The 26,424-nt window shown below is 72.5% G+C and carries 19 protein-coding genes; 10 read left to right on the forward strand and 9 right to left on the reverse strand.

The genetic code is table 11. The features are described from left to right. The first annotated feature begins 249 nt into the window (after positions 1-249). The 3 genes from ACFYYT_RS34280 (at position 250) to ACFYYT_RS34290 (ending at position 3,590) form a co-directional block, all read left to right on the forward strand. Complete coding sequence (locus ACFYYT_RS34280; protein WP_351824738.1) at positions 250-1,212, forward strand: protein phosphatase 2C domain-containing protein; 963 nt, start codon at positions 250-252, stop codon at positions 1,210-1,212. A 66-nt stretch (positions 1,213-1,278) separates the two neighbouring features. Next, positions 1,279-3,021, forward strand: coding sequence for a pyruvate dehydrogenase (locus ACFYYT_RS34285; protein ID WP_351824735.1), 1,743 nt, complete (start codon positions 1,279-1,281; stop codon positions 3,019-3,021). A 131-nt stretch (positions 3,022-3,152) separates the two neighbouring features. Then, complete coding sequence (locus tag ACFYYT_RS34290) at positions 3,153-3,590, forward strand: ATP-binding protein (RefSeq protein WP_388610449.1); 438 nt, start codon at positions 3,153-3,155, stop codon at positions 3,588-3,590. 60 nt (positions 3,591-3,650) lie between these two features. Here the strand turns inward: ACFYYT_RS34290 and ACFYYT_RS34295 are convergent, their stop codons facing one another. Both ACFYYT_RS34295 and ACFYYT_RS34300 read right to left on the reverse strand, forming a co-directional pair. Next, positions 3,651-4,715 carry a DUF2637 domain-containing protein gene (locus ACFYYT_RS34295; RefSeq protein ID WP_351824730.1) on the reverse strand — a complete coding sequence of 355 codons (1,065 nt, stop codon included), beginning with the start codon at positions 4,713-4,715 and terminating at the stop codon, positions 3,651-3,653. A 191-nt stretch (positions 4,716-4,906) separates the two neighbouring features. After that, positions 4,907-5,791 carry a (2Fe-2S)-binding protein gene (locus ACFYYT_RS34300; protein WP_351824727.1) on the reverse strand — a complete coding sequence of 295 codons (885 nt, stop codon included), beginning with the start codon at positions 5,789-5,791 and terminating at the stop codon, positions 4,907-4,909. 157 nt (positions 5,792-5,948) lie between these two features. On the opposite strand from ACFYYT_RS34300, the gene ACFYYT_RS34305 reads away from it, so the two are divergent. Continuing rightward, entirely contained in the window at positions 5,949-6,647 is a 699-nt protein-coding gene (locus tag ACFYYT_RS34305) for a GntR family transcriptional regulator (RefSeq protein WP_388610453.1), read from the forward strand. 24 nt (positions 6,648-6,671) lie between these two features. On the opposite strand, the gene ACFYYT_RS34310 is transcribed toward ACFYYT_RS34305, so the two are convergent. Both ACFYYT_RS34310 and ACFYYT_RS34315 read right to left on the reverse strand, forming a co-directional pair. Then, positions 6,672-7,430 (reverse strand): hypothetical protein, encoded by a 759-nt coding sequence (locus ACFYYT_RS34310; RefSeq protein WP_351824766.1) that lies wholly within the window; start codon positions 7,428-7,430, stop codon positions 6,672-6,674. A 190-nt stretch (positions 7,431-7,620) separates the two neighbouring features. After that, entirely contained in the window at positions 7,621-9,297 is a 1,677-nt protein-coding gene (locus tag ACFYYT_RS34315) for a PucR family transcriptional regulator ligand-binding domain-containing protein (protein ID WP_351824724.1), read from the reverse strand. Between the two features lie 254 nt (positions 9,298-9,551). On the opposite strand from ACFYYT_RS34315, the gene ACFYYT_RS34320 reads away from it, so the two are divergent. The 6 genes from ACFYYT_RS34320 to ACFYYT_RS34345 all read left to right on the forward strand — a co-directional run bounded on the left by ACFYYT_RS34320 (position 9,552) and on the right by ACFYYT_RS34345 (position 17,895). Continuing rightward, complete coding sequence (locus ACFYYT_RS34320; RefSeq protein WP_351824721.1) at positions 9,552-10,448, forward strand: xanthine dehydrogenase family protein subunit M; 897 nt, start codon at positions 9,552-9,554, stop codon at positions 10,446-10,448. Between the two features lie 2 nt (positions 10,449-10,450). Beyond that, positions 10,451-11,056: a (2Fe-2S)-binding protein gene (locus ACFYYT_RS34325; protein ID WP_351824718.1), complete on the forward strand. Its 606-nt coding sequence runs from the start codon at positions 10,451-10,453 to the stop codon at positions 11,054-11,056. 2 nt (positions 11,057-11,058) lie between these two features. After that, positions 11,059-13,461: a molybdopterin cofactor-binding domain-containing protein gene (locus ACFYYT_RS34330; protein WP_351824715.1), complete on the forward strand. Its 2,403-nt coding sequence runs from the start codon at positions 11,059-11,061 to the stop codon at positions 13,459-13,461. A gap of 320 nt (positions 13,462-13,781) precedes the next feature. After that, positions 13,782-15,245, forward strand: coding sequence for an NCS2 family permease (locus ACFYYT_RS34335; RefSeq protein ID WP_351824712.1), 1,464 nt, complete (start codon positions 13,782-13,784; stop codon positions 15,243-15,245). 74 nt (positions 15,246-15,319) lie between these two features. Next, entirely contained in the window at positions 15,320-16,483 is a 1,164-nt protein-coding gene (locus tag ACFYYT_RS34340; protein ID WP_351824709.1) for an XdhC/CoxI family protein, read from the forward strand. A 149-nt stretch (positions 16,484-16,632) separates the two neighbouring features. Further along, on the forward strand, positions 16,633-17,895 hold the full coding sequence (locus ACFYYT_RS34345) for a YncE family protein (RefSeq protein WP_351824706.1): 1,263 nt from the start codon (positions 16,633-16,635) through the stop codon (positions 17,893-17,895). A gap of 333 nt (positions 17,896-18,228) precedes the next feature. Here the strand turns inward: ACFYYT_RS34345 and ACFYYT_RS34350 are convergent, their stop codons facing one another. From ACFYYT_RS34350 to cobN, 5 genes are all read right to left on the reverse strand, one after another. Then, the gene (locus ACFYYT_RS34350) at positions 18,229-20,445 is read right to left on the reverse strand and encodes a germacradienol/geosmin synthase (RefSeq protein ID WP_351824703.1); all 2,217 of its coding nucleotides are present in this window, start codon (positions 20,443-20,445) and stop codon (positions 18,229-18,231) included. 239 nt (positions 20,446-20,684) lie between these two features. Further along, positions 20,685-21,788, reverse strand: a complete 1,104-nt coding sequence (locus ACFYYT_RS34355) for a hypothetical protein (protein ID WP_351824701.1) — start codon at positions 21,786-21,788, stop codon at positions 20,685-20,687. After that, the gene (locus ACFYYT_RS34360; protein ID WP_351824698.1) at positions 21,785-22,369 is read right to left on the reverse strand and encodes a sigma-70 family RNA polymerase sigma factor; all 585 of its coding nucleotides are present in this window, start codon (positions 22,367-22,369) and stop codon (positions 21,785-21,787) included. Before ACFYYT_RS34360 ends, ACFYYT_RS34355 begins: the two co-directional genes overlap by 4 nt. Next, a complete protein-coding gene (locus ACFYYT_RS34365; RefSeq protein WP_351824695.1) occupies positions 22,366-22,617 on the reverse strand; it encodes a hypothetical protein in 252 nt (83 codons plus the stop codon). The genes ACFYYT_RS34360 and ACFYYT_RS34365 overlap by 4 nt, the downstream gene beginning before the upstream one ends. 152 nt (positions 22,618-22,769) lie before the next feature. Next, complete coding sequence (gene cobN, locus ACFYYT_RS34370) at positions 22,770-26,396, reverse strand: cobaltochelatase subunit CobN (RefSeq protein WP_351824692.1); 3,627 nt, start codon at positions 26,394-26,396, stop codon at positions 22,770-22,772. Positions 26,397-26,424: the final 28 nt, after the last annotated feature.

The raw sequence follows: 26,424 nt of genomic DNA on the forward strand, positions 1-26,424 counted from the left end.
ACCCCGGGGGCGGAACCCGCCCCACCCGCGCGGAACACCCCTGTCCCTCCGCCCCAGCCGCCCCCGCACATCCCCCCGGCACCACCGGGCGCGGCTGTGCCCCCGACTCCTCCGGCCCCGCCCGGTGCGGCCGTTCCCCCGGCTCCTTCCGTCCCGCCCGGCGTGGGTGTTCCTCCGGGGCCGACCGGGGTGTCCGAGGGGGCCGTTCCGCCGGTTCCGTCCGGGCCGCCGGGCGCCGGGGGCGGGGCCGTGGATCCGCGGCTGGCCGGGGTGACCGGGTACGCGCGGGGTGACGTGGCCGTGCCGCCGGTCGAGGAGGCCCGGTGGGGGACTGCCCCGCCCGACGGCCCCCCGGCCCCGCACGACCCGCGGCCCGCGGTCCGCCACCTCGGCGACCGGGCCCCCACCTACGCCCCCGAGCCCACCGCGCTGCCCCCCGCCGATCCGGCCGCGCTGGACTTCCTGACCCCCGACACCGTCCTGGAGGGCGCCCGCTACGGCGGCTACACCCTGCGCGCCGCCTCCCTGCGCGGGGACTCCGCCCGGTTCCGGGGCGAGGCCCGCCGGGACTTCCTGCTCACCGCCCGCTTCGGCGGCGCCGACGACGGCCTGCTCCTCGTGGTGCTGGCCGGCGGCGACCGGTCCGCCCCCGGCGCCCGGGAAGCCGCCGCAGAGCTGGGCCATTCCGTCGCCGCGGCCGTCGGCCGCAGCCGGGAGCGGCTGGCCGACGACATCCGGACGGGCCGCCGCGAGGCCCTGCTCTCCGGGCTCCAGCGTCTCACCGACCGGGGCTACGGCCGCCTGCGGGCCCGCGCCACCGAGCTCGGGCTCGCCGAGGAGGCGTACACCGCCGGGCTGCGCGGACTGCTGCTGCCCCTGGACCCCGCCTGCGCCAACCGGGTGTGCTTCGGGGCGGGCGCGGGCGGCCTCTTCCGGCTGCGCGCGGGCCGCTGGCAGGACCTGGAGCCCGACGAGGCCGGCGTCGGCGGGTTCCGCTTCCGGGCCTCCGTCGCCCGGCCGGGCGATACCCTGCTGCTCTGTTCCGGCGGCCTCGCCGAGCCGATGCGCGAGGAGGCCCTGCTCCCGGACGAGCTGGCCGCCCGCTGGTCGCAGGGCGGCCCGCCGGGCCTCGCCGCTTTCCTCGCGGACACCCAGCTCCGCCTCAAGGGCTACGCCGACGACCGCACGGCGGCCGCGGTCTGGGAGGCGTAACGGCACGGTACGTGCGTGGATGGTGTCCGGGGACGGAGCACCGAGCAGCGGAAGGGGCGACCCCCCATGGCCAAGCAGAACGTCGCGGAGCAGTTCGTCGACATCCTCGTGCGCGCCGGAGTGCGGCGCATGTACGGGGTCGTGGGCGACAGCCTGAACCCGGTCGTCGACGCGATCCGCCGTACCGACGGCATCGACTGGATCCAGGTCCGCCACGAGGAGACGGCCGCCTTCGCGGCGGGCGCCGAGGCCCAGATCACCGGGCGCCTCGCCGCCTGCGCGGGTTCCTGCGGCCCCGGCAACCTGCACCTGATCAACGGCCTGTACGACGCCCAGCGCTCGATGGCCCCCGTCCTCGCGCTCGCCTCCCACATCCCCTCCAGCGAGATCGGCCTGGCCTACTTCCAGGAGACGCACCCCGACTCGCTGTTCCGCGAGTGCAGCCACTACAGCGAGCTCATCTCCAACCCGAAGCAGATGCCCCGGCTGCTGCAGAGCGCCGTCCAGCACGCCATCGGCCGCAGCGGGGTCAGCGTCGTCGCCCTGCCCGGGGACATCGCCTCGCTGCCCGCCCCGGAGAAGGCGGTGGAGCACGCCCTGGTCACCTCCCGGCCCACCGTGCGGCCCGGCGACGGGGAGATCGACAAACTGGTCCGGCTCGTCGACGAGGCCGAGCGGGTCACCCTCTTCTGCGGCAGCGGCACCGCCGGCGCGCACGCGGAGGTGATGGAGTTCGCGGGCCGCGTCAAGGCGCCCGTCGGGCACGCCCTGCGCGGCAAGGAGTGGATCCAGTACGACAATCCGTACGACGTCGGGATGAGCGGGCTGCTCGGCTACGGAGCGGCCTACGAGGCCACCCACGAGTGCGACCTGCTGATCCTGCTCGGCACCGATTTCCCCTACAACGCCTTCCTGCCCGACGACGTGAAGATCGTCCAGGTGGACATCCGCCCCGAACACCTCGGCCGCCGCTCCCAGTTGGACCTCGCGGTCTGGGGCGACGTGCGCGAGACCCTGCGCGCCCTCAACACGCGGGTGCGGGCGAAGACGGACCGCCGCTTCCTGGACCGGATGCTGAAGAAGCACGCCGACGCCCTGGAGGGGGTGGTGAAGGCGTACACCCGCAAGGTGGAGAAGCACACGCCGATCCACCCCGAATACGTGGCGTCCGTGCTGGACGAACTCGCCGACGAAGACGCAATCTTCACCATCGATACGGGCATGTGCAACGTCTGGGCCGCGCGCTATCTTTCCCCGAACGGCAAGCGGCGCATCATCGGCTCCTTCAGCCACGGCTCCATGGCCAACGCCCTCCCGCAGGCCATCGGTGCGCAGTTCACCGACCGGAGCCGTCAAGTGGTGTCGATGTCGGGTGACGGCGGCTTCTCCATGCTGATGGGAGATTTCCTCACCCTGGTGCAGTACGACCTGCCCGTCAAAGTGGTCCTCTTCAACAACTCATCGCTCGGAATGGTCGAGTTGGAAATGCTGGTTTCCGGCCTTCCGTCGTACGGAACGACGAACCGGAACCCGGACTTCGCCGCCATTGCCCGCGCGGCGGGCGCCTACGGGGTCCGGGTCGAGAAGCCCAAGCAGCTCACAGCGGCTTTGAAGGACGCTTTCCGGCATGACGGACCCGCTCTGGTGGACGTGGTGACCGACCCCAACGCCCTGTCCATTCCGCCGAAGATCAGTGCCGACATGGTGACCGGTTTCGCACTATCCGCCAGCAAGATCGTGCTGGACGGCGGGGTGGGCCGGATGATCCAGATGGCTCGATCCAACCTCCGCAACGTGCCCCGCCCCTGAGCGCGCAGGAGTGCGGACTTCCCCGGGGGGCATGCATCCCGTAGGCCTGTTCGAGCACGAGGGAACGCGGGAGGGGCATCGCCGTGCGGGTGGGGGCGAATACCGGGAAGCCGTGGAGAAGAGGGAATCCGGTGCAGCGCGAGCCGTCCGCCGGGGACGGGACCGTGAGGGCGGGCGCGTCGGAGATCAGGCGGAGCGTGCGCCGGACCGACCTGAAGGCGGTGGGCGAGGTCCGCCGGGCACTGCGCGAGCTGCTGCGCCACCGCTGCCGGGCCGATGCCGCCGACGTGGCCGAGCTGTTGGTCACCGAGCTGGTCACCAACGCCCTGGTCCATACCGACCAGGGCGCGGAAGTGTCCGTGCGGCTGGCCGCCACCCGCTTACGGGTGGAAGTCCGCGACTACCACGCCCGCCGCCCCACCCCGTACGTAACGTCCGCCGACGACGGTACGCACGGCCGGGGGCTGGTCCTGGTGCAGGCACTGGCCGACGCCTGGGGCGTGGACCCGCTGGCGCTCGGCCGGGGCAAGGTGGTCTGGTTCGAACTGGAGGCGGCGGGACCGGCCTGAATCCGGACGTGCGACAGCGGGGCGCCCGGCGCCCCGCTGCGGCAGGTGTGCGGTCCGGTCTCAGCCGAACTGCTGTTCGAGGTCCTTCAGTTTGCGCTCCAGTGAGTCGAGGCGGGGGATGGTCTGGGTGTCGTCCTCGGCGGTGAGGTCCACCGTCCTGGGGCCGGCCGGGTCAGGTGATTCGCTTCCGTTCGTGTTCACGGCTTGCAGGGAGGGCCTTCGGCGCAGGGGCAGCTGTTCCGCTTCCGGTATGGCCGGCTCCGCGCCGACCGGCGCGGAGCCCGGGCCGGGGGCCAGCCCCGGTGCGTCGACCTGACGCGCCCGGGGCCGCCCGAACGCCCTGTTCTGCCGGCCCAGCGCCTTGATGTGCGCGCGGTCCAGGCGGTGTTGCTCCCGCCTGCGGTGCCGGTCGTTCTCCTTCTCCTTCTTGTCCTCGCGCACCTCGTCCACGGCCTCGTCGAGGGTGCGTACGCCCTCCAGCAGCATCAGCGACCAGGCGCCGAAGGTCTCCCGGGGGGCCCGCAGCCAGCGGACCATCCGGATCTGCGGCAACGGCCGCGGGATCAGGCCCTGTTCGCGCAGCGCCGCCCGGCGGGTCTGCTTGAGGGCGCGGTCGAAGAGCACGGCCGCCGAGAGCGACATCCCGGAGAAGAACTGCGGGGCCCCGTCGTGCCCGATGCCACGCGGGGCGTGCACCCAGTTGAACCAGGCCGCCGCGCCCGCGAACAGCCAGACGAGCATGCGCGAGCCGAGCGCCGCGTCGCCGTGACTGGCCTCGCGGACGGCGAGCACCGAGCAGAACATGGCCGCGCCGTCGAGGCCGAACGGGACCAGGTACTCCCAGCCTCCGGAGAGGTTCAGGTTCTGCCGGCCGAAGCCGACCAGGCCGTGGAAGGAGAGCGCGGCGGCCACCGCCGCGCAGCAGAAGAGCAGGACGTACGAAGCGGTTCCGTAGACGGCCTCCTTGCGCCGCCTGCGTTCCTCGCTGCGTTCCCAGCTGTCGTCGGCCGCGGCCTTCTCGCTCTCCCGCTTGCCACGGGCCAGCACCGCCACTGCCGCAAGTACGCCCAGGATCAGCAGGCTGCCGGGCAGCAGCCAGTCCAGCGATATGTCGGTCAGTCTCATGCGGTGTCCCTTGCCTCGCGTATGCGGCTTTCCGGGCGCCATAGTGGCGCAGCCGGTCAGGTGTGCACGCGGGTTTCCGGGCAAGTGGACGCCATCGGGGGGCGCGGCCCGTCGGATAGGGTGTTGTCGCTCGAACTGGCGCCCGTATCAACGGGGTTGAGTTCGAATCGACTTCACCCCTGCGGGTGGGTTCAGGCTGCGGCGGCCGCCGCCGTGAGCCGGGCGACCCGGTCCGTGTCGCAGGTGCGTGGGCAGGTCGTGCAGGTGTCCTGCGGCCGGATCGTGTAGAAGAAGCAGCAGCCGGCCCGGTCACGGGTCGTCAGCTCCGCAGTGGCGGGCCCGTCGAGGGTGCGGAATCCCGCACCGCCGGTGTACGGGGCGGTCGTGCCCGGCAGTAGCAGGTCCAGCTCGCGCACGGCCCGCCGCTCCTCGCCGAGCAGGCTCCCGAGGTACCAGAGGCCCTCGACGACCTCGTCGGTGGCCAGGGCCCACCGGGCCCGCGGGCCGCGCCGCAGCCGCGGGCCGAAACCTTCCAGCAGCGGTCCGAGGTGCTGGGCCACCGCAGCCCGCACCTCCTCGCGCAGCGCCTCCTCGCCGGGGACGACCCGCGCCCCGGGGAGGGAGGCCGCCGGGTCGTCCGGCAGGCAGGCGAACTCGGTGACGCGTACGGCCATCCGGCCCGAGGTCCGCTGGAAGGACACCGCGTCCACCGGCAGGCGGGGCACCCGGCGCGCCAGGAACCAGGGGACGGTGATCAGCAGGCAGGCGGGCCAGGCGTACCGGTGCAGGCCGAAGCCGGCCAGCACGTCGGGCCGCGCCGCACGGCCGTAGTCGCGCAGCACCTGCGCCTCGTCCCAGGCGAGGTGGGCGTCCAGGGCCGCGCCGCCCGCCGCGAGCTCGTCCGCGCCGACCCAGCCCGCACCGCGGGGGCGGGGGTCGTCCGCGCGGAGCTCTTCGATCCGCAGTCCGGGGTAGGCGGCCGTCAGGCGCCCGTACGCCGCCGCCACCGGAGAGCCGGCCGGGGCGGGTGCGCGCGGGGGCGGGACGGCGAGAGTGTCGAGAGCCGGGCCGGTCATGGCGGACCACCGCATCCGTAGATCAATGAAAGGTAAGCCTTACCTTATCCAGATCATCGCCGTTCCGTCACCCTCACCCCCTCACCCCCTCGTCTCCACGGGACCGTCCGGAGCGTCACCTATCCTCGGTACCGGTCGAGACCTGGAGGAGGACCGAGTGTACGAAGCGGCCCACACCCCGGTGTCCGAGCAGCCGCAGGCCGAAACGGCCCCGGCGAAGCCGCTGATACCGGCACAGAAGGTGCTGCGCCATTCGGTGCGCGGACAGGTGCTGGACGCGCTGCGCGCCGCCCTCGTCGACGGGGACCTGGTTCCCGGGGAGATCTACTCCGGTCCGGCCCTGGGCGAGCGGTTCGGGGTCTCCGCGACCCCCGTGCGCGAGGCCATGCAGCAGCTCGCGCTGGAAGGCGCGGTGGAGTGCCTGCCCAACCGGGGCTTCCGGGTGCTCTCCCGCACCCCCCGGGCGCTGGCCGAGCTGGCCGAGGTACGGGCGCTGATCGAGGTGCCGGTGATGCTCCGGCTGGCCCGCACCGTCCCCGCCGCCACCTGGGAGGCCCTGCGGCCGGCGGCCCGGGCCACCGCCGAAGCGGCCGCCGCCGGGGATCTGCCCCGCTACGCGGACGCCGACCGGGCCTTCCACCGCGAGGTGCTCCGCCTGGCCGGCAACGGCCAGCTGGTGCGGACCGCGGAGGAGCTCCACCGGCGCGCCCAGTGGCCCCTGCCGGGCGCCCCCCGCGCGCGCCGCGCCGACCTCGTCGCCGACGCGGCCGAGCACGCGGCCCTCCTGGAGGCCCTGATCGCCCGGGACCTCCCGGTGGTGGAATCCCTCGTACGCGCACACTTCGCGGGCGCCTGAGCCCGCGGCCCCGCCCCGGCGGCGTTACGCGGGAGCCGGGGCGAGCTGGTCGGCCAGCCAGGTGGGGATGCCGCCCAGCAGGTGGAACAGGCGCCGGGCCTCCGCCCGCAGCCGGGTGGCCTCCGGCTCGGGCTCGGCCTCCGCCAGCGCCGCCAGCGCGGGCGCCGTGCCCACCAGGAAGCCCAGGTCCTCCCGGATGCGCAGCGACTCCGCGAAGCCCTTGCGGGCCTCCGCCACCTCGCCGTCGCGCAGGGCCAGGGCGGCCAGGTGCCGCCAGGTGAACGACAGCAGCAGGACGTCCCCGTGCGCCTCCGCCCCGGCGTGGGCCCGGTGGTACGCCGGGCGGGCCGCCTGCGGGGCGTCCGCCAGGTGCTCGGCGACCAGGCCCCGGCGGAAGTCCAGCAGCGGCCGGGCCCGCGATCCGGGCGCCAGCAGGGCGGCCGCCCTGCCGAGCGCCGAGCGGGCCTCGTCGGCGCGGTCCCGTACGCCCAGCACGGTGGAGGCGTAGGCCAGCTGGCCGCGCTCGCAGGCGGCCGCGCCCCGCTCGTCGTCGTCGCGGGCCACGGCCTCGGCCACCCGCAAGGCGTCCTCCGCCTCGGCCCAGCCCTGGCCGGTGAACAGACACCGTTCCACCAGCAGCGCGGTGCGCTGCACCGCCGCGGCGGCGGTGTGCGCGTGGGGTGTCAGCAGGGCCGCCGCGTCGGTCCAACAGCCGCGCGAGCGCAGTCGCCATATCGCCCGCTGGAGGGGGTCGTCGCCCCCTGTAGATCCCGCACCGGACATGGCGGTATCCGCCACATTGCCCTCCCCGAAGCAACCAAGCAGCACGTCGTTGAGCCCTGGGGCGAAATGAGAGCACGGATCGGGCGCATCGGCCAAGGGGTCGGGTGAACTCTTTCACAAAGTCCGGACGGCTCGTCAGCCGTCCCCGGCCGGCCCCTCGCGGGGGCCGTGCCTGGTGGGAGGGCCGGGGTCAGCTCATGCGCAGGGCCAGGAAGAAATCGAGCTTGTCCTCCAGCCGGGACAGGTCGCGTCCCGTCAACTGCTCGATTCGCCCGACCCGGTAGCGCAGCGTGTTGACGTGGAGGTGCAGCCGGGTCGCGCAGCGGGTCCAGGAGCCGTCGCAGTCGAGGAACGCCTCCAGGGTCGGGATGAGCTCCGCGCGGTGGCGGCGGTCGTAGTCCCGCAGCGGGTCCAGCAGCCGGGCGGTGAAGGCGCGGCGCACGTCGTCCGGGACGAACGGCAGCAGCAGCACGTGCGAGGCGAGCTCGTGGTGGCCCGCGGCGCAGACCCGGCCCGGCCGGGCCGCGGCGACCCGGCGGGCGTGCCGGGCCTCCTCCAGCGCCCCGCGCAGCCCCTCGGCCGAATGCACGGCCGCGCTGACGCCGAGGGTCAGCCGGCCGTCGTCGGCCAGGCCGGCCGCCAGGGGCTCGCGTACGGCCGCCAGGAGGGCGTCGGCGTGCAGGGCGGCGTCGGGGCCCTTCTCCTCCCCGGGGTCGCCCGGGAGGGCGGGCAGCGGCACGAGGGCGATGGCCTCGTCCCCCGCGTGGGCGACCGCGATCCGGTCGGACGGCTCGGGCCCGCTCATCGAGGGGTCGACCAGGATCTCCTCCAGCAGCGACTGGGCCACCGGGCCGCCGGGGATGTCCCCGCCGTCCCAGTCCACCCGGGCCACCACGACCTGCCAGTGCGGAGCCGTGCCCAGCCCGGGGAGCAGCACCGGCGCGGCCACCCGCAGGCGGGCGGCGATCTCGGCCGGCGGGGCACCCGTCTGGACCAGTTCGAGGACCTCCTGGGCGAGCCGGCGGCGCACCGTGCGGGCGGCGTCGCGGCGCTCCCGTTCGACGGCGATCAGCTGGGTGACGCCCTGGAGCAGGTCCAGCCGCTCGGCGGGCCAGTCGCCCGCGTCGGCCTCGACGGCCAGCAGCCAGTCCGACAGCACGCTCTCGCGCACGTCCCGCACGGCGGGGCCCGGCCCGCGGCCGTGTCCTCTGACCGGGAACAGGGAGTAGGTAATACCCTGGATGGACATCCGGTGCGGGCCCCTGCGGCCGGTCCGGACCGCCGCGAGGTGTTCGCTCGCCAGCGCCGCGCACACGCCCGGAGCCAGCGGTTCCCCCGCTCCGGCGATCTGCCGCCCGGTGGGGGAGAGCACCCAGGCCCGCAGATCGAGGTCCGTGGTGAGCAGATCGAGCACCACATCGGGTCCGCCCCCCGCGGGACCGGATGTCATCAGGCGCCGGTGCCGGTCGACGACGGCCGCGAGATCGCCCGCCCGCTCCCCGGAAACCTGCCGCACCACGTACTCCGTGATGGTGGCGAATGCAACGTCCTCGTTCACCGCGAACAGCGGGAGGCGGTTGCGCACGCAGGCCGATACCAGATCGTCGGGGATGTCGCCGAGCTCGGCCTCGCCCGCCGCCAGGCCCGCGACGCCCGCGCTCGCGAGGATTCGTACGAACGGCTCGGAGTCGGCTGAATTTCTTCGCCAGGCAAGGCCGGTGAGGACGAGTTCGCCCCCGGAGAGGTATCGGCTGGGATCGCGCAGGTCGGTCGTCATGACCCCGCGGACCGTCCGGTCGAGTTCGTCCTCCCCGCCCAGCAGCCGCAGCCCCAGTGCCTCGGTTTCCAGCAGTGCGCGCAGCCGCATGATGTCGCCGCCGATCTGTCTCGAATGTTGCCGTTGGAAATCGGGCAGGTCGTCGCATCCTGCCTTTCATACGAATCTACAAGACGAGGGAGGCCCTCAGCCAACTCCTTCATGGTTTCGGTGACTGCACCCGGGGGACGCGTGGCTTGTGTACTGGCTCCACACCGCGTTAACAGCACGTGAACGACCAGTCGAGGGCCATTGGGCCTCCTGGCTTGAAGTGAACGGCCCGATTAAGAAGAAGAGAGCCGCACATGGACTTCCTTCGCCCCGCCAGCTGGGAGGAGGCGCTCGCCGCTAAGGCCGAGTTCCCCACAGCTGTGCCGATTGCGGGTGGCACCGACGTGATGGTCGAGATCAACTTCGACCACCGTCGGCCGGAGTACCTCCTGGACCTGAACCGCATCGGTCTGCTGCGGGAGTGGGAGGTCGGCGAGGACGTCGTCCGCCTGGGCGCCTCCGTGCCGTACACGCAGATCATGGAGAACCTCCGCTCGGAGCTTCCGGGACTCGCGCTCGCCTCGCACACGGTCGCGTCCCCGCAGATCCGCAACCGCGGCGGCGTCGGCGGCAACCTCGGTTGCGCCTCGCCGGCCGGTGACTCCCACCCCGCCCTGCTCGCCGCCGGCGCCGAGGTCGAGGTGGAGTCCGTACGCGGCTCCCGCCTGATCCCGATCGACGAGTTCTACACCGGCGTCAAGCGCAACGCGCTGGCCGCCGACGAGCTCATCAAGACCGTCCACGTCAAGAAGGCGGACGGCCCCCAGCAGTACTCCAAGGTCGGCTCCCGCAACGCGATGGTCATCGCGGTGTGCGCCTTCGGCCTGGCACTGCACCCGCAGACCCGCACGGTCCGCACCGGCATCGGCTCGGCCGCGCCGACCCCGATCCGCGCCAAGGCCGCCGAGGAGTTCCTGAACGCCGCGCTCGAAGAGGGCGGTTTCTGGGAGTCCGGCAAGGTCATCACCCCGTCGATCGCCAAGCAGTTCGGTGACCTCGCCTCCGGCGCGGCCAACCCGATCGACGACGTCCGCGGCACGGCGAAGTACCGCCGTCACGCGGTCGGCATCATGGCTCGCCGCCAGCTCGTCTGGACCTGGGAGCAGTACCGCGGTACCGGCAACGGCCGCTCGCTTGAAGGGGCTGCGTAATCATGCGCGTCAATTTCACTGTCAACGGCCGCCAGCAGGAAGCGGACGACGTCTGGGAGGGCGAGTCCCTCCTCTACGTCCTGCGCGAGCGCCTGGGCCTGCCGGGTTCGAAGAACGCCTGTGAGCAGGGCGAGTGCGGTTCCTGCACCGTCCGTCTCGACGGGGTGCCGGTCTGTTCCTGCCTGGTCGCGGCCGGTCAGGTCGAGGGCCGCGACGTCGTGACCGTCGAGGGCCTGGCCGAATTCTCCAAGCAGCGCGAGGAGCACGGCCACGGCGGTGCCTGCGGCACCGGCGGCGGTTGCGCGAGCAAGGGCGTGTCCCTGGACGCGGCCAAGCAGTGGCAGGCCAAGCCCGCCGACTCCCAGACCGGTGAGGGCGCCCAGCTCTCCACCATCCAGCAGGCGTTCATCGACGCCGGCGCCGTGCAGTGCGGTTTCTGCACCCCGGGTCTGCTCATCCAGGCGGACGCCCTCCTGGAGGAGAAGTCCGACCCGTCCGACCAGGACATCCGTGAGGCCCTCTCCGGCAACCTCTGCCGCTGCACGGGCTACGAGAAGATCCTCGACGCGGTCCGCCTGGCGGCCGCCCGTCAGTCTGAGGCGGTCTGACCATGGCTCAGAACACCCGCACCGCGCCCGCCGGTACGCCGACGAACGTCACCCAGAAGCACAACAAGGGCGGCATCGGCGAGTCCATCCTGCGTCCGGACGGCACCCTCAAGGTCACCGGTGAGTTCGCGTACTCCTCGGACATGTGGCACGAGGACATGCTCTGGGGCCAGACCCTGCGCAGCACCGTCGCCCACGCCGAGATCGTCTCCATCGACATCTCCGAGGCGCTCGCCATGCCCGGCGTGTACTCGGTGCTGACGTACGACGACCTGCCGGCCGAGATGAAGAACTACGGTCTGGAGATCCAGGACACCCCCGTCCTGGCGAACGGCCGGGTGCGCCACCACGGTGAGCCGGTCGCCCTCGTGGCCGCCGACCACCCGGAGACCGCCCGCCGCGCGGCCGCCAAGATCAAGATCGACTACCGCGAGCTGCCGCTCGTCACGGACGAGGCCTCGGCGCTCGCCGAGGACGCGCCGCTGATCCACGAGGGCCGCGACGACCACCACATCGGTCACGTCCCGCACCCGAACATCGTGCACCGCCAGCCGATCATCCGCGGCAACGTGGAGGAGGCCCGCAAGCGGGCCGACGTGATCGTCAAGGGCGAGTACACCTTCGGCATGCAGGACCAGGCCTTCCTCGGCCCGGAGTCCGGCCTGGCCGTACCGTCCGAGGACGGCGGCGTCGAGCTGTACGTCGCCACCCAGTGGCTGCACTCGGACCTCCAGCAGATCGCCCCGGTCCTCGGCCTGCCGCCGGAGAAGGTCCGCATGACGCTCTCGGGCGTCGGCGGTGCCTTCGGCGGCCGCGAGGACATCTCGATGCAGATCCACGCCTGCCTGCTGGCCCTGGCCACGAACAAGCCGGTCAAGATCGTCTACAACCGCTTCGAGTCCTTCTTCGGCCACGTGCACCGCCACCCGGCGAAGCTCTACTACGAGCACGGCGCCACCAAGGACGGCAAGCTCACGCACATGAAGTGCAAGATCGTCCTGGACGGCGGCGCGTACGCGTCCGCTTCCCCGGCGGTCGTGGGCAACGCCTCCTCCCTCTCGGTGGGCCCGTACGTCCTGGAGGACGTGGACATCGAGGCCATCGCGCTCTACACGAACAACCCGCCGTGTGGCGCGATGCGCGGCTTCGGCGCCGTCCAGGCCTGCTTCGCGTACGAGGCCCAGATGGACAAGCTCGCGGCGAAGCTGGGCATGGACCCGGTCGAGTTCCGCCAGCTGAACGCCATGGAGCAGGGCACGGTCATGCCGACCGGCCAGGTCGTGGACGCCCCGGCGCCCGTCGCCGAGCTGCTGCGCCGGGTCAAGGCCCGTCCGCTGCCGCCCGAGCGCCAGTGGGAGACCGCCGGCGAGGGCGCGGACGTCCGCGCGCTGCCCGGCGGCCTCTCCAACACCACGCACGGCGAGGGCGTCGTCCGCGGCGTCGGCTACGCGGTCGGCATCAAGAACGTCGGCTTCTCCGAGGGCTTCGACGACTACTCGACCGCCCGCGTGCGCCTGGAGGTCATCAACGGCGAGCCGGTCGCGATGGTCCACACGGCCATGGCGGAGGTCGGCCAGGGCGGCATCACCGTCCACACGCAGATCGCCCGTACCGAGCTGGGCGTCACGCAGGTGACCATCCACCCGGCCGACACGCAGGTCGGCTCCGCCGGTTCCACGTCCGCCTCGCGGCAGACGTACATGACCGGTGGCGCGGTGAAGAACACCTGTGAGGCCGTCCGCGAGGCGCTCCTGGAGATCGGCCGCCGCAAGAACGGCTCGTACCACCCCGCGTGGGCGACCGCCGAGCTGCTGCTCGAAGGCGGCAAGATCGTCACCGACGGCGGCGAGGTCCTCGCGGACATCGCCGACATCCTCGGGGACGAGGCCATCGACCTGGAGCTGGAGTTCCGGCACGCGGCGACCGAGCCCTTCGACCTGGTCACCGGCCAGGGCAACGGCCACGTCCAGTACACCTTCGCCGCGCACCGCGCGGTGGTCGAGGTGGACACCGAGCTGGGCCTGGTCAAGGTCGTCGAGCTGGCGACCGCCCAGGACGTCGGCAAGGCGCTGAACATGCTCTCCGTGGTCGGCCAGATCCAGGGTGGTACCACCCAGGGCCTGGGCGTCGCGATCATGGAAGAGATCATCGTGGACCCGAAGACCGCGAAGGTGCGCAACCCCTCCTTCACGGACTACCTGATCCCGACCATCCTCGACACCCCGACCATCCCGGTCGACGTCCTGGAGCTCGCCGACCCGAAGGCCCCGTACGGCCTGCGCGGCATGGGCGAGGCCCCGACCCTCTCGTCGACCCCGGCCGTCATCGCGGCCATCCGGGCGGCGACCGGTCTGGAGATCAACAAGACGCCGATCCGTCCGGAAGCCCTCACCGGCACCCTCTAGGACGGCGTGGTCCGGGGGCCGGGAGGCCCCCGGACACCCCCGGATTTCCGGGCGGTGCGGCACGGGAACGTCACACTTCCAGTCGCACCGCCCGGAGCACGCAGTACCGCACCGCTCGCGGTCCTCGTCACCTGGCAGTACCCCTGCTGAAAACCCCCACGTAGTACCACGGTCACCACCGCGCTACCCGCAGTACACGCAGTGCACATTTGCGTCGCCTCGGGCCGTCACCCCGGGTCGTGCAGCCAAACGGAATTTCCCAAATCCCGCGTCTCCAATCTTCATGCGGGTGCCCCTTTGAACCTTGGGAGTTAGGCACCATGACCCAGTCATCAGTAGAGCCCAAGACCAGTGCGGAGGATGCCGGCGACGGCTCTCCGAAGCCCGCCGGGCGCTCTTGGCTCGACACGTACTTCCACATCACGCACAGAGGCTCCAACATCGGCAACGAGGTCCGTGGCGGTATCACGACCTTCATGGCGATGGCGTACATCCTCCTGCTCAACCCGCTCCTCCTCTCCGGCAAGGACGTCGCCGGAGACACCATGAGCCAGAAGGCGCTGATCACCGCCACGGCCTTCGCCGCGGCCCTGACCACCCTTCTCATGGGCTTCGTCGGCAAGGTCCCGCTGGCCCTGGCCGCCGGCCTGTCCGTCTCCGGCGTCCTGTCCTCGCAGGTGGCCCCGCAGATGACGTGGCCGCAGGCCATGGGCATGTGCGTGATGTACGGCGTCGTGATCTGTCTCCTGGTCGTCACCGGCCTCCGAGAGATGATCATGAACGCGATCCCCCTCGCGCTCAAGCACGCCATCACCATGGGCATCGGCCTCTTCGTCGCCCTGATCGGCCTGGTCAAGGCGGGCTTCGTCGGCAAGGGCTCCGAGTTCGGTCCCCCGGTCCAGCTCGGCTCCGTCGGCGAGCTCGCCGGCTGGCCCGTCCTGATCTTCTGCGTCACCCTGCTGACCATCTTCATGCTCCAGGCCCGCAAGGTCCCGGGCGCGATCCTGATCGGCATCGTCGGCGGCACCGTCCTCGCGGCCATCCTGAACGCCGTCGCGGACATCGACCCGAAGGCCTGGAAGAGCGGCCCGCCGGAGCTCTCCGGCTCGGCCATCTCGATGCCCGACTTCTCGCTCTTCGGCAAGGTCTCCTTCGGCGGCTGGGGTGACGTCGGCGTCATGACGATCGGCATGATCGTCTTCACGCTGGTGCTCGCCGGCTTCTTCGACGCGATGGCCACCATCATCGGCGTCGGCACCGAGGCCAAGCTGGCCGACGACAAGGGCCGCATGCCGGGCCTGTCCAAGGCGCTCTTCATCGACGGCGCCGGTGGCGCCATCGGTGGCATCGCGGGCGGCTCCGGCCAGACCGTGTTCGTCGAGTCCGCGACCGGCGTCGGTGAGGGTGCCCGCACGGGTCTCGCCTCCGTCGTCACCGGCCTCTTCTTCGCCGCCTGCCTGTTCTTCACCCCGATCACGCAGATCGTGCCCAGCGAGGTCGCCTCCGCGGCCCTGGTGGTCATCGGCGCGATGATGATGCAGAACGCCCGCCACGTGGACTGGGCCGACAGCGCGACCGCCATCCCGGTCTTCCTGACCGTGGTGATCATGCCCTTCACGTACTCCATCACCCCCGGCGTCGCCGCCGGTGTGATCTCGTTCGTGGCGATCAAGGTCGCGCAGGGCAAGGCCCGCGAGGTCGGGGCCTTCATGTGGGTCCTGACCGGCATCTTCCTGGTGTTCTTCGCCCTCCACCCGATCGAGGCGTGGCTGGGCGTGAAGTAGGCCGGGCGGTGATCCGTACCTGACCCTCCGCGCATCCGATACTGGAATCGAAACCTCTCCGAGGAGGCCCGCACATGCTGGACATCGCCGAAGAACTCAACCGGTGGGTCGAGCAGGGACGTGACTTCGCCGTCGCCACGGTCGTGGCGGTCGGCGGGAGCGCGCCCCGGCAGCCGGGGGCGGCACTCGCCGTCGACGGCGAGGGCACGGCCATCGGGTCGGTCTCCGGCGGATGCGTGGAGGGCGCGGTGTACGAGCTGTGCCGCCAGGCGCTCGAAGACGGCGAAACCGTCCGGGAGCGCTTCGGATACAGCGACGACGACGCCTTCGCCGTGGGCCTGACCTGCGGCGGGATCATCGACATCCTGGTCACCCCGGTGCCGGTGGGCTCCGCCCAGCGGGAGTTGCTGGCCGGCGCCCTGGCCGCCGCCGCGCACGGGGAGACGGCCGCCGTGGCGCGGATCGCCCTCGGCCCCGAGGAGCTGATGGGCCGCGCGCTGGTCGTCCGCGGCGACGGCTCCTTCGAAGGCGGCTTCGGCGCTCACCCCGAGCTGGACCGCACCATCGCCGAGGAGGCCCGCGCCATGCTCGACGCCGGGCGGACCGGCGTGCTGGAGATGGGCGCCGACGGCAGGCTCTGCGGAGAGCCGCTCAAGGTGCTCGTCGAGTCCAGCGTCCCGCCCCCGCGGATGATCGTCTTCGGTGCCATCGACTTCGCCTCCGCCCTCGTGCGGATCGGCAAGTTCCTCGGCTACCAGGTCACGCTGTGTGACGCCCGGCCCGTTTTCGCCACGAAGAACCGTTTCCCCGAGGCGGACGAGATCGTGGTGGACTGGCCCCACCGCTACCTGGAGACCGAGGCCGGAGCCGGCCGGGTCGACGCCCGGACCGTCCTGTGCGTCCTGACCCACGACGCCAAGTTCGACGTACCGCTGCTCGAACTGGCCCTCAGGCTTCCCGTCGCCTACGTCGGCGCCATGGGCTCCCGCCGCACCCACGAGGACCGCAACAAGCGGCTCCGCGAGGTGGGCGTCAGCGAGCTCGAACTGGCCCGCCTGCGCTCCCCGATCGGCCTGGACCTCGGCGCCCGCTCCCCGGAGGAGACCGCGCTGTCCATCGCCGCCGAGATCGTCGCGAACCGGCGGGGCGGCACCGGCGCCGCCCTGACCGGCGCGCACATACCGATCCACCACGACCCCTCCCACACGGTGGTCACCCGGATCGGTTCCGTCGCCTGAAGGTGAAGGGCTGACGCGGCACGCACTGACGCGGCACACGCTTGCGCGGCACACATCGAAGGGCGCGACCCCGTGGGGGTTGTGTCCTTTCGTTGTTCCGTTTATTTTACCCGCCGGTAACAGTGTCTGCCCGTAACGGAGTTGACCGGATGGCTGCGACTCTCGTACGTACCCGCCGTGCCCTGGCGGCCATGGCCGCACTGGTCACCGCCGCCCTGGTCGCCGGCCCCGCGCCCGCGGCGGGTGCCGAGGCCGCCGGCCCGGACCTGCGCGAGGTGCTGTTCGTCGGGAACAACTGGGACGGCACCGCCGACGTCCTCGCCTCGACCGGGGACCTCGTCAGGATCGGCCGGATCGACGTGATCCCCGACAAGGAGGAGCGGCTGCGGGAGATCTACCTCAACCCCGTGAAGCTCGCCTTCTTCCTGGGGGTGCGCAACACCGCCGGTGAAGGTCACGACCAGTTCGTGGACGACATGTACACCACCCCGGACGGATCCGCGGTCGTCGTCTCCCGCCCCAGCTTCGCCGACGTCGTCTCGATCGACGTCCGCTCGGGCCGCATCAACTGGCGCTTCCCGGTGGCCGGTTATCGCGCCGACCACATGGCGGTCTCCCCCGACGGCCGGCAGGTCGCCGTCTCCGCCTCCACCGCCAACACCGTGCACGTCCTGGACATCGCCACCGGCCGCCAGACCGGCTCCTTCACCACCGGCGACAAGCCCCACGAGAACACCTTCAGCCGCGACGGCCGCTTCCTGTGGAACAGCTCGATCGGAGACGTGACCAGTGCCCTCGACGCGCCCTGGCTGGACTGGACGAAGGGCGACCGGAAGATCACCGTCGTCGACGCGAAGACCTTCCGCACCGTCCGCGTCATCGACATGCGCGAACGCCTCGACGCCTTCGGCCGCCACGACCTCTCCGACGCCGTCCGTCCGATGTCCTTCAGCCCCGACGAGTCCAAGCTCTACTTCCAGGTGTCCTTCTTCAACGGAGTCGTCGAGTACGACGTGGCCGCCGACCGGATCACGAGGATCAAGGAACTCCCCGCCGGCCCCGCGACCAGCACCGACCGCACCACCTGGGTCAACGACTCCCGCCACCACGGCCTGTCCATGAGCCCCGACGGCACGAAGCTCTGCGTCGCCGGGACCATGGACGACTACGCGACCGTCGTGGACCGCTCCACCCTCGCCCAGGGGCCGCTCGTCGCGGCCGACAAGCCCTACTGGGCCACGGTCGACGGCGACGGCACCGCCTGCGTGATCTCCGAGAGCGGCGCCGACCGGGTCACCGCCATCGACTTCGCCACCGGCGCCAAGCGGGTCTCCGTCCCCGTCGGCGACCACCCCCAGCGGGTCCGGCTCGGCCACGTCCCGGCCGGCTGGACCGGCCCCGCGTCCTCCTGAGCGGGTACATCCGGCCCATATGGGGTGACCGGTCCGCGATGACCGATCAGTCTCCGATCGTGGTGGACATCCGCGAGGTACCCGAGGCACGTGTACGCCACCACCGTCTGGTGAGCCGCTGCGCCCGGCTCGGCGCCTCGACTCCGCCCGCCCGCTCGCCCTGCGCATCGCCCCTGATCCGCGCCCGCTGCGGCTGGGCGGCCCGGCCGAGGCGCTCGCACTGGACGCGGCCCTGCGGACCGGACCCCTCACACCGGGGGCGAGTTCTGAGCCCCCGGGGCGGCCGGGGACATCAGGCGAGCCGGCCGGGGCGGATCAGGCGGGTCAGGCAGGTCAGGCGGGCAGGCGGATACGCGCTGCCGCCATGCCGAACCCGGAACCCAGGACTGCGGTGGACAGGCCGTCGGCCGGCCGGTGCAGGTCCTCCTCGCGGTAGCGGCGGCACTTGCGGTGCCAGTTGAGGATCCCCGCCAGCCAGTCCTTCAGCTCCCCGACGTACGCGTCGAGCCCGGCGCGGGCCCCGGCGTCCAGCTCCCAGTCGTCGTACAGCAGCGGCAGCTGGTTCGCGACGATGTGCTCGAACTCCTCGGTGCGCCGCGTCATCAGGTCGTGGACGATGTGCAGGGCCTGCGGGTAGCCGATGTCGAAGAAGGTGCGGGTGACGAGCACGTAGTTGTGCACCTCGCCCTCGACCTCCACCTCCTTCTGGTACGAGAACACGTCGTTGATCATGCAGGCCGTGTCGGCCGCCGCGTTCTCCAGCGACCGGATGGTCCCCGAGCGGTAGATCGCCTCGGGGATGCCGCGCCCGCCCAGGCCGAGCCGGCACAGGTACATCGTCAGGTGCGAGCCGAAGGTGTGGCGGCGCATCTCGGCGTAGTCGACCGGGTCGGGGACGCGGTTCTGGATCTGGTTCTCCACCTCCCACACCCAGCTCTCCAGCATGTTCACCAGCGTCGCCCGGAACTCGGCGCGGTCCCCGGGGGCCATGGTGCGCGTGGTGCGCACCCACAGGTCGGCGAGTGAACGTTCCATCGCCGTGAGCGGCGCGGGCTGTTCCGCGTGGTCGACCGGGACCATCGACAGGAGCCGGGCGGTGGTCGCCTTGGCGGCCGCGAGGTCCTTGGACCGGCCGAAGACCACCGGGTAGTAGTCGTCCCCGTACGTTCCCCAGGTCAGCCAGCACGCGTTCAGCAGCAGCGCCTCGGGCGTGGCGTCCGGGTCGATGCCGGCGGAGCAGAGCGCGAAGTCGTAGCCGCGCAGCTTCTCTTCGTTCCAGATCGCGGAGCCGGGGTCGCCGGGCTGTGGGCCGGTCAGGCCCATGCGGCGCGCCCAGTCGACCGAGCCCTCGCGGGCGTACGGGAGGTGAGGGCTGAGGGTGAGCGGGAACGGCAGGTGGATCCCGGGGATGACGGACGGGCCGGTGCGTTCGAACGGCACGTGCGTGAAGGAGCGCCGGCGCAGCTCCAGGGAGCGCCGGTTGAACAGGGACCCGAGGTCGAGCGCGGCGGTGCCGGGGCCCGACGGGAGGAAGGGCAGGGCGAGCGGGGTGGCGGGCCTGGCCCCCTCGTTCATGTAGCGGCTGGAGACCATGTGCCAGGCGTGGCCGCCGGACTGCCAGTCCTGGAGCCCCTTGGTGTAGGCGAGGACGGCCGCGATCGCGGCGGGGTTCATGGCGTGGTCGGCGAACAGCTGGGGGAGCTCGGCGAGCGCGGTCTGCTCGAACTGCTGGAGGCGGGAGGTGAGCAGGTCGTTGGAGGCCTCCGCGGCCTCCTGGGGGGAGCAGCCGAGGAAGGTCTCCAACACCAGGATGGCATTGGAGAGTTCGCCCTCGTCGGCGACCTCGCGCTGGTAGGAGAAGATGTCGTTCCTGATGTGCACGGCGTCGGAGAACGCGTCGCGCAGCACGCCGAGCGGCCGCGTGTGCGCGACGCGCGCCGGGACCTCAGCGGACACGTACTCGATCAGCCCGGCCGACCAGGGCGCGCCGCCGACCTTGCGGCGCATCTCGATGTATTCGAGCGGGTTCGCCACCCGCCCGATGTTGATGTTGGCGAGCTCCCACATCGACTCCTTGAGGAGGTTCTCCGTCGAGAGGGAGAACCGTTCCCGCCAGTCCATCGACATGGCCGGCACGGTCCGCGCCCACAGGTCGGCGAGCCCCGCCTCCACGGGGTTGGTGGCCTCGGGGAACCCGTCGGCGAGGTCCATCGGCATGAAGGCGGCGAGCCGGTCGAGGTAGGCCTTGGCGCCGGCGCGGTCCTGGGAGCGCTTGTACATCTCCAGGAAGTGGTCGTCGAAGAAGAACACCCACACGTACCAGTCGGTGACCAGGTTCAGCGCGTCGGCGTCGCAGTCGGGGTGGGTGTGGGCGCAGAGCAGGGCGTAGTCGTGCGCGTCGAGGTCCTTCTCCTCCCAGACGCCGGAACCCTCCAGCATCCCGAAGTCGCGCGCCCACCGCTTGGTGTGGACCCGCGCCTCCTCCAGGTGGGGGTTCAGTCGTGCCGGATGGGGCACGTAGAAGTCCGGCAGTTGGAACGGCTGCGTCACGGCGGGGCCGGCCTTTCGTCAAGGGTGCGGCGGCCGGTGTGCCCGGCCCCCGCACGAGATCAGCAGTGCGCTACCCGTGGTGCCGGTGGGATAAGGGGGAGTTCACTTCATCAGGTGACGCGGAGCGCGTTCCACGACGCGGCAGCCCTACGGCGGGATAGGAGGGACTGCCGGGACCCCCGGGACCCCCGGGACCGTCGAGCCACCGGGGCCACCGGTTCCCGCGGCCCCGAGCGCCCTCACAGCACCTCCGCGAACTCCCGGAACTCCGCCGTGCCCCAGCGCACCACCCAGACGGCGCTGCCCGCCGGGGTCTCCACCGAGCGCCGCTTGAGATCGGCCAGGTCCACGGCGGCAGGCCACCGCGTACCGGACTCCGACCAGTGGACGCCGCCGAGGTCGACGCCCTTGAGGTCGGCGGCGCGCAGGTCGGCGTCGGTGAAGTCGTGCAGGAACGCCAGCGCCGCGTCCTTGTCGAGCGGCGGTGGATCCCGGCGCAGGACCCGGGCGACGGCCCGGCCGACCTGCTCGGCGCGGATGGTGACGAGTACGTCGGCCAGGTCCCGGGCCACCGCGTCGGTGTGCGGGCCGTCGAGGTCCGGGACGACGCCGGAGAGCTGCCCGGAGAGCTGCTCGGCCAGGTCACGCGCGCGGTCCAGGACCTGGTTGAGGTCGCGGCAGCGGGCGCGCGCGGTGTCGAGTCCGCGGGCCCGGGCGAGGTTGAGGTCGCCGGCGATGGCGACGTCGTCGGAGAGGGAGGTCCGCCCGTCCGCCCGGACCCAGAAGAGGCCGAGGCCTTCGACGAGCCGGGCCGACCGCAGGGCGCGGGCGAGGCCTTCGGCCAGGTCGGGGTCGATGGTGAGGTCGATGTCGTAGTCGAAATCGCGGGCCCGGGAGATGTCGAGGACGAGGTCCCGGGCGAGGTCGAGGGCCCGTTCGAGCATGACCTGGCCGTCGTAGGGGTTGCGGGCGAGGTCGACGGCCCGGTCGAGGGCGCGCGCCGCCGCCGTGACCTCGGGGTTGCAGCGCAGGACGAGGCGGTCCGCCGGGCTCACCGAGTGGAGGAACTCCTGCGCCGCGCTCCGGCCGCGCGGACCCGGGGTCCGGCCGGCGGACGGGGCCGGGTCGGCCGGCAGGATGGCGGCCAGACCCGACTCCGTGTCGAGGACCTCCTCCAGCTCGTCCTCGGCGTCGTCGTGCCGGGACTGGACGAGCGCCTCGCGCAGGCCGGCCTCCACGTCCAGGGCTTCGCCCAGCGCGTCGGCCAGGGCGCGGCCGTGGTCGTCGAGCCACCGGTCCACGGCTTCGTCGCCGGGGTGCCCGGCTCCGTGACGGCGGGTCACAGCTCCTCCTCCCGCGTCCGCAGGTACGCGGCCGCGGCCAGGCGGGCCTTGCGCAGGTTGGCGCGTACGGTCTCGTTCGGCAGGCCCAACTGGTCGGCGATGTCCCCCGGGGTGAAACCGGCCAGCGTCCACGCCAGTACCTGCCGTTGCCGGGGCGGCAGGCTCCGCAGCAGGGGCACGACCCGGTGCCGGGCCTCCCATTCGGCGATGGCGTCCGGGCGGGCCAGGAGGGACGTCGGTTCGGGCACCTCTTCGACGGGGTCCTCCGCCACGTCGGACAGCCGGCGCAGGAGGGCGCGCGAGGCGACCGTGTAGGCCCAGGCTCTGGGTTCGTACAGGTCGCTCCAGCGGCGGTAGGCGTTGGTCATCGTCTCCTGGGCTATGTCGGCGGCGGCGTGCACACCGGCGCCCTGGTTGATGAGGAAGGCCACCAGGGGGCGGACGGTGGCGCGGTAGAAGGCGGAGAACTCCGCGTCCGCCGCCTGCCGCAGGCGGCGGCGTTCCGCCAGGGCCGCGGGCCCGTCGGCGGGCGGGACGGTCGCGGGCAGCTCGGTACGGTCCAGGGGGTCGTGGTCGTTCACGAGGTCCGGTCCTTCGTGCGCGCCGGAGCCGGGGTGATCGTCACGCGCAGGCGCTTACCGGGGCCGTGCTGGTCGTCGAGGTCCAGGCGGGCCCCCGGGGCCAGGGCCCGGGCCGCGCCGAGGAGGAAGCGGTGCCGGGCCTGTTCGCGGCGCGTCCGCCAGCGCAGCCTCAGCCACAGGGCCAGCAGGGTGCGCGAAGCCGCGATGACGAGCGATCCGATGGCGATGACCGTGGACGTGGTGTCCATCGGTGTCCCCTTCCCCTGGGAGCGGCGGTCCGGTGCGGACCCTCACGGAGTAAGAGCCCGGACGGCCCTTGATCGTGAACTCCCGGAGACGGCGGATGCCCCCGCCCCCGGAAAAAGGGGGCGGGGGCATCCGCGGTGGGACGCGGCGACGGTTACTCGGAGTCGCCCTCCAGGTTGCCTTCCGTGTCCAGGTAGACCTGGCGCAGGGATTCGAGGATCTGGGGGTCCGGCTTCTCCCACATGCCGCGGGACTCGGCTTCCAGGAGGCGTTCCGCGATGCCGTGCAGGGCCCAGGGGTTGGCCTGCTCCAGGAAGGCGCGGTTGGCCGGGTCCAGGACGTACGTCTCCGTCAGCTTGTCGTACATCCAGTCCGCGACCACGCCCGTCGTCGCGTCGTAGCCGAAGAGGTAGTCGACCGTCGCCGCCAGCTCGAAGGCGCCCTTGTAGCCGTGGCGGCGCATCGCCTCGATCCACTTCGGGTTGACCACGCGGGCCCGGAAGACGCGGGACGTCTCCTCGACCAGGGTGCGGGTCTTGACCGTCTCGGGGCGGGTCGAGTCGCCGATGTAGGCCTCGGGGGCCGTGCCGCGCAGGGCGCGGACCGTGGCCACCATGCCGCCGTGGTACTGGAAGTAGTCGTCGGAGTCGGCGATGTCGTGCTCGCGGGTGTCGGTGTTCTTCGCCGCCACCGTGATGCGCTTGTACGCCGTCTCCATCTCGGTGCGGGCCGGGCGGCCCTCCAGGCCGCGGCCGTAGGCGTAGCCGCCCCACACCGTGTAGACCTCCGCCAGGTCGGCGTCGGTGCGCCAGTCGCGGGAGTCGATCAGCTGGAGGATGCCCGCGCCGTACGTGCCCGGGCGCGAGCCGAAGATACGGGTCGTCGCGCGGCGCTCGTCGCCGTGCTCGGCCAGGTCCGCCTGGGCATGGGCGCGTACGTGGTTCTGCGCGGCGGGCTCGTCCAGCGACGCCGCCAGCCGGACCGCGTCGTCCAGGAGGCCGATGACGTGCGGGAAGGCATCGCGGAAGAAGCCCGAGATGCGGAGCGTCACATCGATGCGGGGGCGGCCGAGTTCGGCGGGCGGGATCGCCTCGATGCCCGTGACGCGGCGCGAGGCCTCGTCCCAGACCGGGCGGACGCCCAGCAGCGCGAGGGCCTCGGCCACGTCGTCGCCGGAGGTGCGCATCGCGCTCGTGCCCCACAGGGACAGGCCCACCGAGGCGGGCCACTCGCCGCCGTTGTCGGTGCGGTAGCGGGTCAGGAGGGAGTCCGCCAGGGCCTGGCCCGTCTCCCACGCCAGGCGGGAGGGGACGGCCTTGGGGTCGACCGAGTAGAAGTTGCGGCCGGTCGGCAGGACGTTGACCAGGCCGCGGAGCGGGGAGCCGGACGGGCCGGCCGGCACGAACGAGCCGTCCAGGGCGCTGACCACGTGGGCGATCTCGTCCGTCGTGCCCGCCAGCCGCGGGACGACCTCGCGGGCGGCGAAGGCCAGGACGTCCGCGACCTGCGCCGGGTGGCCCGCCGCGACCGTGGCGACCGCCGCCGGGGACCAGTCCGCGTCCTCCATCGCCCCGACCAGGGCGCGGGCCGTCGCCTCGACCTCGTCGGCCGCGGTGCGGGTGGCGGCGGACTCGTCCAGGCCGAGGGCCTCGCGCAGGCCCGGCAGGGCCGTCGTACCGCCCCAGATCTGGCGGGCGCGCAGGATCGCGAGGACCAGGTTGACGCGGGCCTCGCCGGTCGGGGCGCCGCCGAGGACGTGCAGGCCGTCGCGGATCTGCGCGTCCTTGACCTCGCACAGCCAGCCGTCGACGTGGAGCAGGAAGTCGTCGAAGCCGTCGTCGTCCGGGCGCTCTTCGAGCCCGAGGTCGTGGTCGAGCTTCGCTGCCTGGATCAGCGTCCAGATCTGCGCGCGGATCGCCGGGAGCTTCGACGGGTCCATCGCGCTGATCTGCGCGTACTCGTCCAGGTGCTGTTCCAGGCGGGCGATGTCCCCGTACGACTCGGCGCGCGCCATCGGCGGCACGAGGTGGTCGACCAGGGTGGCGTGCACGCGGCGCTTGGCCTGGGTGCCCTCGCCGGGGTCGTTGACGAGGAAGGGGTAGATCAGGGGGAGGTCGCCGAGGGCGGCGTCCGGGGCGCAGGAGGCGGAGAGGCCGGCGTTCTTGCCCGGCAGCCATTCGAGGTTGCCGTGCTTGCCCAGGTGGATCATCGCGTCGGCGCCGAAGCCGCCGTCCTCCGCGCGCGCCTGGATCCAGCGGTACGCGGCCAGGTAGTGGTGCGAGGGCGGCAGGTCCGGATCGTGGTAGATCGCGATCGGGTTCTCGCCGAAGCCGCGCGGCGGCTGGATGAGGATCAGGAGGTTCCCGCGGCGCAGCGCCGCCAGCACGATGTCGCCCTCGGGGTTCGAGGAGCGGTCCACGAACATGTTGCCGGGGGCCTCGCCCCAGTGCTCCTCGACGCTGCCGCGCAGTTCGGCGGGGAGTTCGGCGAACCAGCGGCGGTAGTCGGCCGCCGGGATGCGGACCGGGTTGCGGGCCAGCTGCTCCTCCGTCAGCCAGTCCTGGTCGTGGCCGCCGGCCTCGATCAGGGCGCGGATCAGCTCGTCGCCGTCGCCCGAGACCAGGCCGGGGATGCCGTCCGCCGGGCCGAAGTCGTAGCCGCCCGCGATGAGCGTGCGCAGCAGTTCCACGGCGCTGGCCGGGGTGTCGAGGCCGACCGCGTTGCCGATGCGGGAGTGCTTGGTGGGGTACGCGGACAGGACCAGCGCGATCTTCTTGTCGCGGCGGTCGATGTGGCGCAGCCGGGCGTGGCGCACCGCGATGCCGGCGACGCGGGCGGCCCGCTCGGGGTCGGCGACGTAGGCGGGCAGGCCGTCCTCGTCGATCTCCTTGAAGGAGAACGGCACCGTGATCAGGCGGCCGTCGAACTCCGGGACCGCGACCTGGGTGGCGGCGTCGAGGGGGGAGAGTCCCTCGTCGTTCTCCTCCCAGGTCTCGCGCGAGCCGGTCAGGCACAGCGCCTGGAGGATCGGCACGCCGAGCGAGGCGAGGGCGCCCGCGTCCCAGGACTCGTCGTCCCCGCCGGCGGAGGCGGTGGCCGGGCGGGTGCCGCCGGCGGCCAGGACGGTGGTGACGACCGCGTCGACCCCCGCCAGCTCGGCCAGCAGTTCCGGCTCCGGCGTGCGCAGGGAGGAGACGTAGAGGGGGAGGGGCCTGCCGCCCTTGGCCTCGACGGCGTCGCAGAGGGCGTGCACGAAGGCGGTGTTGCCGCTCATCTGGTGCGCGCGGTAGTAGAGCAGCGCGACGCGCGGGCCGTCGCCGTCCGCCGCGGAGGCCGGGCGGTCCAGGTGGCCCCAGGTGGCGGAGGCGGCCGGGGGCTCGAAGCCGTGGCCGGTGAGCAGCACGGTGTCCGAGAGGAAGCGGGCCAGCTGGCCGAGGTTGGCGGGGCCGCCGTGCGCGAGGTAGCCGTGCGCCTCGGCGGCGATGCCGATGGGGACGGTGGAGGCCTCCATCAGCTGGGCGTCCGGGGCCTGTTCGCCGGTCAGGACGACGACCGGGCGGGTCTGGCCGGCGGCCAGCAGCAGGTCGAGGCCCTCCTGCCAGGCGCGGAGGCCGCCGAGGAGGCGTACGACGACCAGGTCGACGCCGTCGAGGAGACCGGGGAGGTCGTCGAGGGGGAGGCGGGAGGGGTTCGCGAACCGGTACGGGACGGGGCCGTCCGCCGTGTTCGCGGCGCGAGCGCTGAGCAGATCGGTGTCGGACGTCGACAGCAGCAGGATCATGCGGCGGCAGGCCTTCCTCGGGGTTTCC

The sequence above is a fragment of the Streptomyces sp. NPDC002032 genome, assembly GCF_042890765.1.
In the GTDB taxonomy this organism is placed as follows: Bacteria; Actinomycetota; Actinomycetes; order Streptomycetales; family Streptomycetaceae; genus Streptomyces.